General features: G+C 35.2%; 12 protein-coding genes. 11 read left to right on the forward strand and 1 reads right to left on the reverse strand.

Translation table 11 applies throughout. The annotated features are described in order from the left end of the window. Positions 1-136 precede the first annotated feature (136 nt). The 8 genes from P8J93_08210 (at position 137) to P8J93_08245 (ending at position 9,720) form a co-directional block, all read left to right on the forward strand. Positions 137-2,413 carry a TonB-dependent receptor gene (locus tag P8J93_08210; GenBank protein MDG2061780.1) on the forward strand — a complete coding sequence of 759 codons (2,277 nt, stop codon included), beginning with the start codon at positions 137-139 and terminating at the stop codon, positions 2,411-2,413. A 114-nt stretch (positions 2,414-2,527) separates the two neighbouring features. Beyond that, positions 2,528-3,577 (forward strand): 1,4-beta-xylanase, encoded by a 1,050-nt coding sequence (locus P8J93_08215; GenBank protein MDG2061781.1) that lies wholly within the window; start codon positions 2,528-2,530, stop codon positions 3,575-3,577. Then, positions 3,574-4,389, forward strand: a complete 816-nt coding sequence (locus tag P8J93_08220; protein ID MDG2061782.1) for a PhzF family phenazine biosynthesis protein — start codon at positions 3,574-3,576, stop codon at positions 4,387-4,389. The genes P8J93_08215 and P8J93_08220 overlap by 4 nt, the downstream gene beginning before the upstream one ends. After that, entirely contained in the window at positions 4,386-5,144 is a 759-nt protein-coding gene (locus tag P8J93_08225; GenBank protein MDG2061783.1) for a hypothetical protein, read from the forward strand. Before P8J93_08220 ends, P8J93_08225 begins: the two co-directional genes overlap by 4 nt. A gap of 22 nt (positions 5,145-5,166) precedes the next feature. Next, on the forward strand, positions 5,167-5,904 hold the full coding sequence (locus tag P8J93_08230) for a sulfite exporter TauE/SafE family protein (GenBank protein ID MDG2061784.1): 738 nt from the start codon (positions 5,167-5,169) through the stop codon (positions 5,902-5,904). Between the two features lie 93 nt (positions 5,905-5,997). Next, positions 5,998-6,429, forward strand: a complete 432-nt coding sequence (locus tag P8J93_08235) for a cupin domain-containing protein (GenBank protein ID MDG2061785.1) — start codon at positions 5,998-6,000, stop codon at positions 6,427-6,429. Positions 6,430-6,612: 183 nt separating this feature from the next. Next, positions 6,613-7,518 (forward strand): alpha-L-glutamate ligase, encoded by a 906-nt coding sequence (locus tag P8J93_08240; GenBank protein ID MDG2061786.1) that lies wholly within the window; start codon positions 6,613-6,615, stop codon positions 7,516-7,518. Between the two features lie 516 nt (positions 7,519-8,034). Then, positions 8,035-9,720 carry a class I adenylate-forming enzyme family protein gene (locus P8J93_08245; GenBank protein ID MDG2061787.1) on the forward strand — a complete coding sequence of 562 codons (1,686 nt, stop codon included), beginning with the start codon at positions 8,035-8,037 and terminating at the stop codon, positions 9,718-9,720. Here the strand turns inward: P8J93_08245 and P8J93_08250 are convergent. Next, positions 9,717-10,952, reverse strand: a complete 1,236-nt coding sequence (locus P8J93_08250) for an acetyl-CoA acetyltransferase (protein MDG2061788.1) — start codon at positions 10,950-10,952, stop codon at positions 9,717-9,719. The two genes, P8J93_08245 and P8J93_08250, sit on opposite strands and share 4 nt — an antisense overlap. A gap of 101 nt (positions 10,953-11,053) precedes the next feature. Between P8J93_08250 and P8J93_08255 the strand changes: the two genes are divergently transcribed. From P8J93_08255 to P8J93_08265, 3 genes are all read left to right on the forward strand, one after another. After that, complete coding sequence (locus P8J93_08255) at positions 11,054-11,971, forward strand: nitronate monooxygenase (GenBank protein ID MDG2061789.1); 918 nt, start codon at positions 11,054-11,056, stop codon at positions 11,969-11,971. Further along, the gene (locus P8J93_08260) at positions 11,961-13,418 is read left to right on the forward strand and encodes a carotenoid oxygenase family protein (protein MDG2061790.1); all 1,458 of its coding nucleotides are present in this window, start codon (positions 11,961-11,963) and stop codon (positions 13,416-13,418) included. Before P8J93_08255 ends, P8J93_08260 begins: the two co-directional genes overlap by 11 nt. A gap of 4 nt (positions 13,419-13,422) precedes the next feature. Beyond that, the coding region (locus P8J93_08265; protein ID MDG2061791.1) for an acetyl-CoA C-acyltransferase at positions 13,423-13,885 on the forward strand (463 nt) is incomplete at its 3' end.

Consider the following 13,885-nt stretch of genomic DNA (forward strand, 5'->3'; position numbering starts at 1 on the left):
TTAATATTTAACCATATACAAAGAAGGCAGTTGTCATTTCAAAATGATAAGAGTATAAAGGGGGGAGTAAATTAAAAAAACAATCAAGACTGTTTGTTTTTATAAAGAAATTTTTAAACATTAATTGGGGAAAATTATGATTTTAAAAGAAAGACTTATTTCATCTAGATTTATTTTAGGTGTCAACTGGCTTACAGCTGCTATAGCAGTTTTAATGATATCTGCAATTGTTAAGACAGATATTATTTTCGCAGAAGAATCTACAAAAGTTTTGGAAGAGATCGTCGTAACTGCTACAAAGCGTAATGAGTCAATTCAAGATGTTCCAATAGCTGTTACAGCTATCCAAGGAGAATTGAGGGAATCCAGCGTTCGTCGTATGGACGATATTCAAGGGTTTGCACCTAATATTTACATTAACAGAACACCGGGCATTGCTAGTGGCGCAGCAATTACTATCAGAGGTGTTTCTTCATCTGAAGTAGATAAAAGTTTTGAACCAGCAATTGGCGTTGTCATGGACGGTATGTACCTTGGAACAGCAAGTGGTGTGCTTTTACAGAACTTTGACATTGAACGTATTGAAGTACTTCGTGGTCCACAAGGAACTCTTCACGGTAAAAATACTACAGGTGGGGTCTTGAATATTATTCGAACTCCTGTGAGTATGGAGTATGGAGCTAATCTTAAAGTGACTACTGGTGATAATGGTCGTCAAGATTTCAAAGCAGTGGTTCAACTCCCTCTTATTGAAGATAAATTAGGTATCAAATTATTCGCTGCAAACATTGAGCACGATGGTCATATATATAATACAACTCGTCAAGAAGATGTTGGGGGAGATGATATTAGGAATTATGGTTTTACAACTCTTTGGGAGCCTGATGATAATTTTAGTTTGAAGATTCATCATGAGATTATGGAGGATAAGAGTATCCAAGGAGCTTATACTAATAGAAACCAAGTTGGTGAATTAGCTTGTACTATTCAATTAATAGGTTTTGATCCTGCAGTAGGTTGTGAAAAGGATGCTAATGATGGTCCAGATGTTACTGAATCTGATGGTACAAATTTCAGTGATAATAAATATGAGTCAACTATAGTTACTTCTAATTACAATACTGATAATTTCCTCTATACATATATATTTGCAAACCGAGACATGGATGAACAAAATATGCAGGATTTTGACGGTGCTCCAGCTCATCTTCTAAGAATGAACTACTTCAATGAATGGGAGCAAACTAGTCATGAATTTAGAATAACTTCGCAATTCTCTGAAACATTTGAGTTTGTTGCTGGTATTTATGACTGGAGTGTAGATTATGAACAAGCTTGGGATGTTTTTGATTTATTTTATCAACTGTCACGTTTAATTGGCTGGCAAGGTGGTGGCTGGGGAAGTGATGTTGCAAGCAGTAATGGTCAAGAACAAACAACTGACTCCCAAGCGGTATTCTTTTCAGGAGATTGGCGTATTAATGATTTATGGACTTTAACAGCTGGTTTACGTTGGACTGAAGAGGAAAAAGATTTCCTTGGAGGAAATGCTGGTGTTCCTTATTACCCTCTAAGAGGCGACCCAAGACCTCCTCTTGCTAGTCCAGTGCCGTTTTATGGTAAATGGACTGAAACTACTCCAAAAGTTGGCTTTAAATATCAGCCTAATGACGACATGATGGTCTTTGGTTCTTACAGTGAAGGTTTTAAGAGTGGTGGTTTCTTTGGTCGCCAGGCGAACTTTAATATCGACCCTTCATATAATCCTGAATATGTTAAGAACTTTGAACTTGGTATGAAAAGTTCATGGCTAGAAGGAAGAATGATTTTTAATGCTTCTGCGTTTGTAGCTAAATATGAAGATAAACAGGAATCCATTCTAGTTCCGGTAGACCTAACAAATGTTGCAACAGTTGTGCGTAATGCTGCTTCATTAGATATGAATGGGATAGAGCTAGAGTTAATGTATCAGATTACAGATGCATGGAATGTTATGACGAATTATGGGCTTATGAAATCAGAATTTGATGAATATCTTGCTGATTTGAATGGAGATAATATTATTACTGATAACTCAGGTTTAACACCTCGTAATACTCCCGAAAATACATTTGGTTTAACTACATCCTATACTATCCCAGTAGGAAACGGCGATCTTCAAACTAGATTATCTTATCGCTTCAGAGATAAAATGGAAGCAAATGCTTCCAATGCTGCACTCGGAACCCTTGATAGCATTGATAATCTTAACGCAACTATCACTTACTCTTTTGATAATTATAGTATTTCAGTTTTTGGTCAGAATATAACTGATGAGAGAGAGGAGAGGTGGTCTACTATTGGTGGTTTAACATCGCGTGGATGGTGGAATGAAGGCGCTAGATATGGAATAGAGTTTTCAGCTGAATTTTAATTAAAACTTTATAAAGCTAATTTAAAAAGCGATTCGACTCGGTTAACCCGGTCGAGTCGCTTTTTTATGTTTCGTCTATAAGTTAAACTAGAAATTAACTTAATACATATAAAAGTGAGTATTTGGACTCCCGAAAAAGCATTTAATTGGTACAACAAACAAGATTGGCTTGTGGGGTGTAATTTTTTGCCAAGCTCAGCAATCAATCAATTAGAAATGTTTCAAAAGGAAACATTTGATCTTGAAACAATTAATAGAGAATTAGGATGGGCAAGAGATTTAGGTTTTAATTCTTTAAGAGTATATTTGCATGATTTGCTTTGGGAAGAGAAAGACGGATTTACAGAGCGATTGAATATTTTTCTTGATGTCTGTAGCAATCATCAGATTAAACCCATTTTAGTTTTATTTGATGATTGTCACTATCCATTTCCAAATCTTGGGAAGCAACCCCTCCCTATTCAAGGAGTGCATAATTCTGGCTGGAAACAAAGTCCTGGTCATATGATTGTTAATGAAATCAAAGAATCAACTAATTCATCTCACATACAGAGACTAAAGAAATTCATTCAAGGAGTTTTAGAGATGTATTGTAATGATGAAAGAATTCTAATGTGGGACATTTATAATGAACCAGGTCAGTTTGGAATTGGAGAAAACTCTCTTAGATTATTAGAAAATGTTTGGGATTGGTCGCATGAAGTCAGGCCGTCTCAACCATTAACTTCTTGTCTTGAAGGCTCCATTGGTAAGCAAATCATAGATTTAAATAAAAATAAGTCAGACATAATCACTTTTCATGCTTACGAAGCAAATAAATTTGAGCAAATCATTAAGGATTTGCTTGAAATAGGGAGGCCTGTTATGTGCACTGAATATATGGCACGTGAGTATGGAACCACTTTTGAGTTTAGTTTACCTATATTAAAGAAATATAATATAGGTTCTTATAATTGGGGGTTAGTAGCAGGAAAAAGTCAAACCAACTTTAGCTGGGAAACTATTCTTAAAAGAAAAGAAAAAAAAGATAAGGGAGAATTCATAAAAGAAGGAGAATCATTAGATGAGCCTGATCTTTGGTTTCATGATATTTTAAGGCAAGATGGCACACCTTTTTCTAAAAGAGAAGTTTCTTTTATTAAAAAGATACTTAAGAAGAAATGAAGCAAATTATTAGCTTGTATCAGGTTGATGCTTTTACAAATGAGATATTTAAAGGAAACCCTGCTGCAGTATGTCCGATTGAAGAGTGGTTGCCGGATAGAACAATGCAGCTAATAGCTTCTGAAAATAATTTATCAGAAACTGCATTTGTTAATTTAAATACCTCGCCTTTTTCCATTAGATGGTTTAGTCCTATCTCGGAAGTTGATCTATGTGGGCACGCAACTCTTGCTTCGGCCAGAATTCTTTTTGATGAATATCTTTCCATAGAGGAAAGTCAAATAACATTTGGATCAAAAAGTGGAGAATTGAGAGCATTTAAAAAAGATGAATTAATTTATCTAGATTTTCCAGTTGATAATCCTAAACAGGTAGAAGAGCATCCTTTAATTTTAAAGGCACTTGGCATCAAACCTAAATATTTATTTAAGGGTAGAGATGACTTCTTAGCAATCTTTGAAAATGAAGAAATAATACAGTCAATTTATCCAAATTTTAATGTTGTTTCAGAATTAGATTCAAGAGGCCTGATAATTAGCTCTGTCAGCTCTAATGAAGATTTTATTTCAAGATGTTTTTATCCTAAGTTAGGGGTTGAAGAAGACCCAGTTACTGGTTCGGCGCATACTTTACTTACACCTTATTGGGCAAAAGTATTAAATAAAAGTAAATTAAGTGCTCGCCAATATTCTCTTAGAGGTGGACATTTAGAATGTCAGTTAAAAGGTAATAGAGTTTTACTTGGTGGAGGTTCTGTTAGGTATATGGAAGGAAAAATTGACTTACGATCTTTCCTAAATAATAAACTATGAATATAGATAAGTATAAATACCCTATGGATGAACTGCCTATAGTTATTCAGGAATCATTAAGAGATGAAATATGTAATTTAGAATTTAGTGGATTTAAGGATGTTTATAAGAGTAATAAAGAATCTTCTTTTGCAACAAGAATCTACAGAAATGAAGATGGAGAGTTTCTAGTTACTTGTATTACTGATATGCCTGAGGTAACTCCAAAGATGATTGATTGGTGGTTTGGTTGGCACTTACCTCGAACAGAAAGATATAAATTATGGCATCCTCTAGCTCATGTTTCTTCTATCTTAAAAGAAGATAATTCTATTTATCCAACAGATAAAGAGAAATACATTAATAAGGATTCATATGTTAAGGAATACATAGGCAAAGATCTAAATCACCTTTGCATAAGCTTTGTAGACCCTCAAGAGTTTGGCTTTCCTATTCTAAATTCCGAAGAAGAAACAGCAATTTGTGCCCATGTTCAAGATTTAAAAAAAAGGTTATCTATAGCAAGCCTAACTCATTTAGTTGCTAAATATACTGATGGGTCAAGGATGCAAAGAAGTTTTTGGTTAGGAGCAAATCTTAAGCATAGTAATAGTTTTTTAAACTTTCTATTTAACCGATTATTAAATAATAAAAAAATAAAATCTATTTTGTTGAAAGAAGTAATAACTAAGAATTTACTCTCCCATTGCGCTGAAGAAATGAACCATTTATCTAAATTTCTACCCTCACTTTATCGAGACTTACATAAGTCTTAATAGCTCATAAGGACAGTTCTTAATGTTAGAAATTGAAATTCTTATTATTTTTTCTTTAATCTCTTTTGTTACTTCTTTTATAACTTCCATTGCAAGTTTAGGCGGAGGAATGATCATGTTGGCATCGTTGGCCCAATATTTCCCTCCTTCATCTTTAATTCCAATACATGCTCTTATTCAACTTTCAAATAATATTTCAAGAACTTTTCTTTTCAGAAAAGACATTGTCTTTTCCATCTTTAAGCCAGTTTTATATGGAAGCGTTTTTGGGTCTTTAATAGGAATTGCATTATTTTCTGCCATCTCAGAAGGAATTATTCTTCTATTAATAGGATTATTTATTATATTGATGATTTATTCTCAGAATGTATTGAAAGTTGTCGGTAAGTTTCTTCCAAATTCAATTTGTGGACTCATTTCGGCATGCATCGGCATGCTAGTGGGAGCCAATGGGCCTCTTGTATCTGCATTTTTAGCAACTAAAGACCTAAAACCTAAAGAATTAATAGGGACACATGGCGCAATTATGGTAGCTCAGCATCTTTTTAAAATTATAGCTTTTATTTTGCTATTTAATTTTCTAATAATTCAGTATCTATTGTTGGTTATTTGTACAACTATTACAGGTTTTTTAGGGGCTTGGTTGGCTAAAGTTTATTTAGAAAAAATATCTAAAAATATTTTTGATATATTACTTAAGATCTTACTTGCCGGTTTATCAACTCTGCTAATAATTAAAGGATTACTATTAATCTTTTAGATAATCTCTGAGATTTAGTGTGATTTTTGTTGAATTAGTTTGGCTATGAGTTTATGGTTATTTTGAACAAATAATAAATTGGGGAGGTTTATTATGGGATTACCACAAGAGATAAATCCAGTTAACTCAGAATTAATGGATACTTTAGTCAAGGCATCAAAAATGGATTGGATGCCATATATTGAAGGGGAAGAAAGGGCATTTGTAAAGATCTTGTATATTGGCTCTGAAAGTGGAAATTGGGCTGTATTATTTAGATGGCTTAAAGGGTTTGCGGCTGATCCTCATAAACATCTTTCAGGTTCTCATACTTTTATTCTTTCTGGACAGTTAAAAGTAAGAGAAGGATTACTCAACGCAGGCGATTATGTTTATGAACCAAATGGCATGCTTCATGATGAAACTAAAGCTTTGGAGGACACAGAATATCTTTTCATCAGCAATGGACCAATAATTTTCTTCGATGATGATAAGTTTACTGGTTATATGGGTTGGGAAGAATGGCAAAGGATACAAGATCAGTAGATTCTTAAACTTATAAATTAGAGCAGCCTTCTTAGTTGCTAGAAATATATTTTATTCTTATAATAGACTTCAGCACCGATTTGAATCAGCTTGCGGGTGCTTTATAAATACAGCTAAATAGAGTTCTCTTTGATAAACCTGTTTAGTGAAAGCTGCAGGTTTTTTATTCTAGGGAGAATATACATGATCATTGTCATTCACGAAAACAAGGAATGGATCCCTCCATTCGAAGAAGCCTTCAATGTCCTTAATTTAAAATATGAATTTTGGTATCTTCCTGAAATTAATCTCAATCTTCAGCAGATTCCTGAAGAAGCAGTTTATTATAATAGAATGAGCGCATCTTCTCATACTAGAGATCATAGGTATGAACCGGAATTAGCCATTGGAATTTTAGAATGGTTAGAGAGATATTCAAGAACGGTAGTAAATGGATCAAGGGCGTTAGACCTAGAAATAAGCAAAATTAGACAGTACCAAGAATTAGAAAAATATAAAATTCTCACACCCAAGACTTTTGCTACTGCTAGGATCAGTGAAATTATAAATGGAGCAGACGAAGTAAATTTCCCTTTAATTTCAAAGCATAATAGAGCTGGCAAAGGATTGGGTGTATATAAATTTCATGACAAGGAAACACTTCAAGAATTTACCAACAGCAAATCATTTGAAAGTTCTCCTGATGGTATAAATCTTCTTCAACAATTTATACATGCTCCGTCTAATAAAATTATCAGAATGGAATTTATTAATTCTAAATTTATTTATGCAGTTGAAGTAGATACCTCAGACGGGTTTGAACTATGCCCCGCAGACGAATGTCAGATTGATTCTAATTGCCCTACAGGTTCAGCACCTAAATTTAATATTCTAAAAGATTTTGAATTAAACAATCTGTCAAACTATGAAGCCTTTCTTTCTGATAACAACATAGGCATTGCAGGTATTGAAATTATTTTAGATGAAGATGGAGTGGTTTGGACTTATGATGTTAATACAAATACAAATTATAATTCTGCTGCAGAAGAAAAAGCTAATGAAAGTGCTCCTCTTAAAATAGCTGAGTACCTAATGTCACTTGAGTCTTAAACTGAAGAAATAAATAAACTAACAATTCACGTAGATAGAGTAAATTAAAAAGAGAGTAATATAAGCTAAGCTAAGCATTAGAAATAATTTATGTCAGATAATGAATTTAAAACCACGGATATTAATACTAATAAGGTCTATGATGAGCCATCGGTATTTCAGTCTAAAAATATTTTAAGAGAATCTAGAAGAAAAAATAAAATATAAATAGGAGAGGTACCAAAAGTTTGCATTTTAGATCCAGACGGAAATTTAATAGACCATCTTAAAAATAATCCTAAAGTTATAGGTTGGGCAATAAATTTAATATCTAAATATGGGTAATAGGATTCATAGATACGTTGTTACATATAATGAAGGCTGCGAGTTATTTTAGATTGTTTGTTATTCATGAATTAATCATACCAAAGGAACTTAGACTGAATTTTTTTTTTGATAAAAAATTTAATATTCTGGCGACTTACTATTTATTGTAGTAAGTTAAAATTAAGAATTGCAAACTTAGATAATCAAAAAATGATACTTACTGCAAAAAATAGGATTCAAGATTTTACTAGTAGAGGCTGGTGGGGAAATGACACCCTTTATTCTTTGTTCGAAGCTGCTTTAGCTGAATGCAAAGACCAAGAAGGGCTTGTTGACCCAGAAAACCGATTTAATATTACAGGACATTTACCCAAAAGATTAACCTTTCATCAGATACATGAAACCGTTGAGAAATACGCAAGTGTTTTTTATGAACATGGCTTGAGAAGAGACGATATTGTTATTGTTCAATTACCAAATGTTGTTGAATTACCCATGATTTATTTAGCATTATCAAAACTTGGAATTATTTGTTCTCCCATTCCAATGCAATATGGTGCCTATGAAATTAACAGCATCATCAGCGAGACAGACCCGAAAGCTTTTATCAGCATTCAAACTTTTAATGGAACTAAGCATGCTGAACAATTCTCCTCAGTTTTTTTAAATAATGAGATCAAGTTTTCGCTGGGCGGCGTAAATGATTTCATCGATCTGCATGACTTCCATCCTTCAGAAGAATCATTCAAGGCTCAGCAATCATATTCAAAGGAGAATCCAGTGTCAGCCAATGATGTTTTTACAATCTGCTGGACGTCAGGAACGACTGGAACACCGAAAGGCGTTCCAAGAAGTCATAACCTGTGGCTGCCCATGGCCAAGGCAGCTGCCTTTGTATCAGAGACGGAAGAGGGCGATACTCTATTAAACCCATTTCCAATGATTAACATGGCAAGCATTGGTGGTTTTTTATTTAACTGGTTGCTTTGCAAAGGTAAGCTCATCCAGCATCACCCCTTTGATTTAAATGTTTTTTTAGCCCAAATTGCTAATGAAAAGGTCAATTATACAATCGCACCTCCAGCAATTATGAATATGCTCTTAAATAATCCTGGGATTCTTGATCAGCAGGATTTTAGTAGCTTGAGATCTATTGGATGCGGCGGAGCTCCCTTGTCCGAGTGGATGGTTGAGTCCTTTCAAAACAAATACAACTTAACTGTTCAAAATATCTTTGGCTCTAATGAAGGCGCAACCTTGCTTAGTGCTCGTAACGAGATTGAGGATCCACATTTGAGAGCTAAATATTTCCCACGTTTTGGTGTTAAAAATCTAGATTGGAGCAACCCTGTATCAAAATTAGTTCGAACTAAATTGGTTGATGTGGAAACTCACGAAGAAATTAATGAGTCCAATCAGCCTGGCGAGCTTCTCATTTCAGGTGCAACAGTGTTTGATGGTTATTGGAATGCACCTGAGGCTAATGCTGAAGTTTTTGATGAGGAGGGGTATTTCAGGACAGGAGATTTATTTGAAATTTCTCCTAAAGACACGCAACAGAAATATTATAAATTTTGTGGAAGATGCAAAGATTTAATTATTCGAGGTGGGATGAACATTTCTCCAGAGGAGTTAGACAATCTTTTGAGCTCACATCCTAAATTATTAGAAGTTGCTGTAACGGGTTATGAGGATGAAATACTTGGTGAAAAAGTTGGCGTAGTTGCGGTTTTGGCTGTGGGCGAGACCATTTCTTTAGAAGAAATTATTTATTTTCTTAAAACAAAACAAATCGCCAAATATAAAATGCCTGAAGACCTGAGACTCATAGATGTCTTGCCTAAAAATTCAGTTGGGAAAGTTTTGAGAAGAGAGCTAAAAGATTTATTTAATTAGGCAGTTCCAACCACAAAGCTAACGACTGTCGTTGCGCTTCCACCAATATTAAGCGTGGATATATTTTTAGCATTATCGATCTGGTAGTCGCCTGCATTATTGGTGCACTGCTTGTAACAATCCAATAACATTCTCACACCAGTAGCTCCAACTGGGTGCCCTAATCCAATCAAGCCACCGCTAGCATTAATCGGAATTTTTCCTCGTATTTCAATATCACCAGACTCAATCGCTTTCCAGCTTTCCCCAGGTTTTGTAATACCAAAGTGATCAATTGCCATGTATTCAGTTGAGGTAAAGCAGTCATGCGTTTCAATTCCATCGATATCAGCAACTCCCTGCATGTTTGCTCTTGCAAAAGCATCATCAATGGCTTTTTTTACATGAGGGAAGACGTATTCTTTATTCTGGCTAAAATCTATTTTTTCTTGATAGGTAATTGGGCCTGTTTGATGCCCCCATCCTTTGATGTATGGAATTGATTCAAGTTTAATTGATTTGGCTTCAGCATATTCCTTTGCCTTTTTTTCACTTGCTAAAAAGATAATGGCAGCACCATCAGTGATCTGACCGCAATCCATTTTTCTTGTTCGACCCTCAATTACCGGATTTGAATGGTCTGATCTAGTGAAAGCATCAGATTCAAAGGTCCAGCCCCTTGTTTGGGAATTAGGATTCTTTTTAGCATTAGCAAAGTTGATTTCTGAGATTTTTGAAAGATGATTCTCATCAATGCTATATCTTTTGTCATATTCATTCGTTAACTCGCTAAACATATGCGGCCAAGGGTATTGAACATCTTGGCATTCAAAGCCTGATCGCATTGCAGGGCCGCCAATATTTTGAGCAGCTTGTTCACCTGAAACATTTCTCATTTGCTCGATCCCTAAAACTGCGGCAAGTTCATATCGCCCAGATTCAATTTCAGCACAGGCTGCTAATGCTGCGATGCTCCCTGAAGCACAAGCTGCTTCGTGTCTAGAAGATGGCAAACCAAAGAAATCAGGGTGTGAAGATACAAAAAAACCACCTAAATGACCTTGATTACAAAACAGTTCAGCTGTGAAATTACCAACGTGAGCAACATCCACATCTTTTTGCTCTAAATCAACAGAGTTCAAGCCTTTAGAGATTGTGTCTTTGAAGACATCCAAAAGATCTAATTCATTTCTATGCCAATTTTGGGCAAAGTCAGATTGATAGCCCCCCAGAATGTATACTCGTTCTTGCATAATTTAATTATATGCATGATTCTTCAACATTCAAAAGAATAACCTAGATGAGCAAACGCACCAAAGTTGTAATAAACTTGAAAATATAAGCCTTGAAGCATATGCAAAATAATAAGTTAATAGATCAATTACGATTACCTGTAATTGTGGCACCTATGTTTTTAGTCTCTGGACCAAAATTAGTTATAGCTAGCAGCAAAGCAGGACTGATAGGATCTTTCCCAGGGCCTAATGCAAGAACAACTGAGGAGCTTGAGGAATGGATGCAGCAAATCAATGGCTCTACTTCAAATCCATGGGCATTTAATATGATTGCTCACAAAACCTATGATCGATTTGAGGAGGAATTAGATTTAATTAAAAAATTTAAACCGCAAATTGTAATCACAGCTTTAGGCAGTCCTGAACGAGTAATAGAAGCAGTGCATGCATATGGCGGTTTGGTAATCGCTGATGTTAATAATATTAATTTTGCCCGCCGTTGTGCCGATATGAATGTAGATGGAATGGCCCTAATCTGTCATGGAGCAGGCGGCCATACTGGCCATCTTTCTCCCTTCTCATTTACAGCATATGTAAGAGAGTTTTTTGATGGGTTAATAGTTTTAGCTGGCTCAATTTCCACTGGACAACATATCAGAGCAGCGAAATTATTAGGCGCTGATCTTAGTTACATGGGCACAAGGTTTATTTCGGCCCAAGAGAGCAATGCAGTTGCTGAATATAAATCTATGATTATCCATTCAACTTATGATGATTTAAGAATGACTAATCTTTTTACAGGAGCAGAAGCTTATTATTTGAAAGATAGCATCATTAATAATAATTTAGACCCAGATAATTTAGATTCAAATACAGATGGTTTTAACGTTTCTTCTTCTCAGGATAAGATTAAGGCATGGAAAGATATTTGGTCAGCAGGACAAGGAGTCGGTTTAATTAAAAAGATAGAGAGCGTAGAATCTATAGTAGAGAAACTTGAGTCTGAGTTCTTGCAGGGAGCAGAGCATGGAAACTAAAAAAACAAATACCATTCAATCTTCAATTAAAACTCATGATCATCCATATCTTAAAGACGCATGGGTGCCTAATTACGAGGAGTATGAAGTTACCGATCTAAATGCATTGGGTGATATCCCTGAAGATATTGAAGGCGCTTATTACAGAAACACTGAAAATCAGGTTCATGAACCTATTGGCCGCTTTCATCCCTTTGATGGAGATGGGATGATCCATTCAATTAATTTTGATAATGGCAAAGCAAATTATGTAAATAAATTTATTCGAACTGAAGGGTTTTTAGTTGAACAGGAAATGGGAAAATCTATGTGGGCGGGCCTGATGGAAAGAACAGGCTCATCTTTGCTTCCAGGATGGGGTGCACAAGGCGGAATCAAAGACTCATCCTCTACTGATATTATTGTTCATGGAGGGAAACCACTTTCAACATTCTATCAATGTGGAGAGGGGTATCAGTTAGATCCCTTGACACTAGAAACTCTCAACAAAGCATCCTGGGTGCCTTCAGGCGGCTTATCAGCTCATCCAAAAGTCGATTTAGTAACAGGCGAACTTTTATTTTTTAATTATTCAAAACATGCCCCATTTTTAAATTATGGGGTGGTTGATAAAAATCAGAATCTAAAACATTTTATTCCGGTTGAATTGCCTGGGCCAAGGCTGCCTCATGATATGGCTTTTAGTAAGAATTATTCGATCATCAATGATTTGCCTCTTTTTTGGGATCAGGAGATGCTTAAAAAAGGAATTCATGCAACCAGATTGCATGACTTGCCATCAAGATTTGCGATCATCCCAAGATATGGTAATCCAGAGGATATTAAATGGTTTGAAGCTGATCCAACTTATGTTCTGCATTGGAACAATGCATATGAGGTTGGCGATGAATTGATATTAGAAGGATACTTCCAAGAGCATCCTTGGCCAGAAAATTATGTAGATGCTCCAACGGGACTTGAGCGGATGATGGCTTTTTTAGATTTCTCTTTATTAAAACCCAGATTGCATAGATGGAAATTTAATCTAAAAACTGGAGTAACAACCGAAGAAGATATTTGTAATGAAACAATAGAGTTTGGTGTCATCAACCAGAACATTGCCGGTGCAGAGCACAGATATACTTATAGCATGGTTCCTACTAAGGGGCATTTTACTTTTGATGGAATAACTAAACATGATCATCAAAAAAAATCTTTAAGTAAATATATTTTTCCTGAGCATGTTTTTATTAGTGAAGTTAGTTTTGCACCTAAAACCAGTGCAATTGATGAAGATGACGGTTACTTAGTAACTATCAGCAATGATGTTAATGAAAAAATTTCATCCTGTTTGCTGTTTGATGCGAAAGATATTGAAAAGGGACCAGTTTGTGAGATTCCTATGCCACATCAGATTTGCTCTGGAACGCATGCTACCTGGGCTCAAAAAAGTGATCTAAAATTATAAATCTATGAATCCTGTCTACATTGTTGATTCAATTAGAACACCTAGAGCCAGAGTTAAAAACGGTGGGCTCAACAAATTAAACCCATATGAATTATTGGATGTTCTATATAAAGACATTAGGCAGAAAAATTTTTTAGATTTATGTTCCATTGATGAAGTGATTTTGGGCTGCGTTACTCAATATGGTGAACAGGCTGGTAATATTGCAAAAGCTTCTGCTCTATATTCTAAGTATCCTGATTCAATTTCAGGACTAACTGTGAACAGATTTTGTTCTTCAAGCTTAGATGCAATAAATTTGGGCTATTTAAAAATTCAATCTCAGCAAGCCAATAATGTTATTTCTGGCGGGGTGGAAATGATGTCTAGGATACCAATGCTTTCAGATGATGCTGCAATTTGGAATGATATAGAGATAGCTGGTCAGGCAAAGATTTTTTTAATGGGCAGCGGCGCTGATCTGATAG

The organism is SAR86 cluster bacterium, assembly GCA_029268615.1.
In the GTDB taxonomy this organism is placed as follows: domain Bacteria; phylum Pseudomonadota; class Gammaproteobacteria; order Magnimaribacterales; family Magnimaribacteraceae; genus JAQWNM01.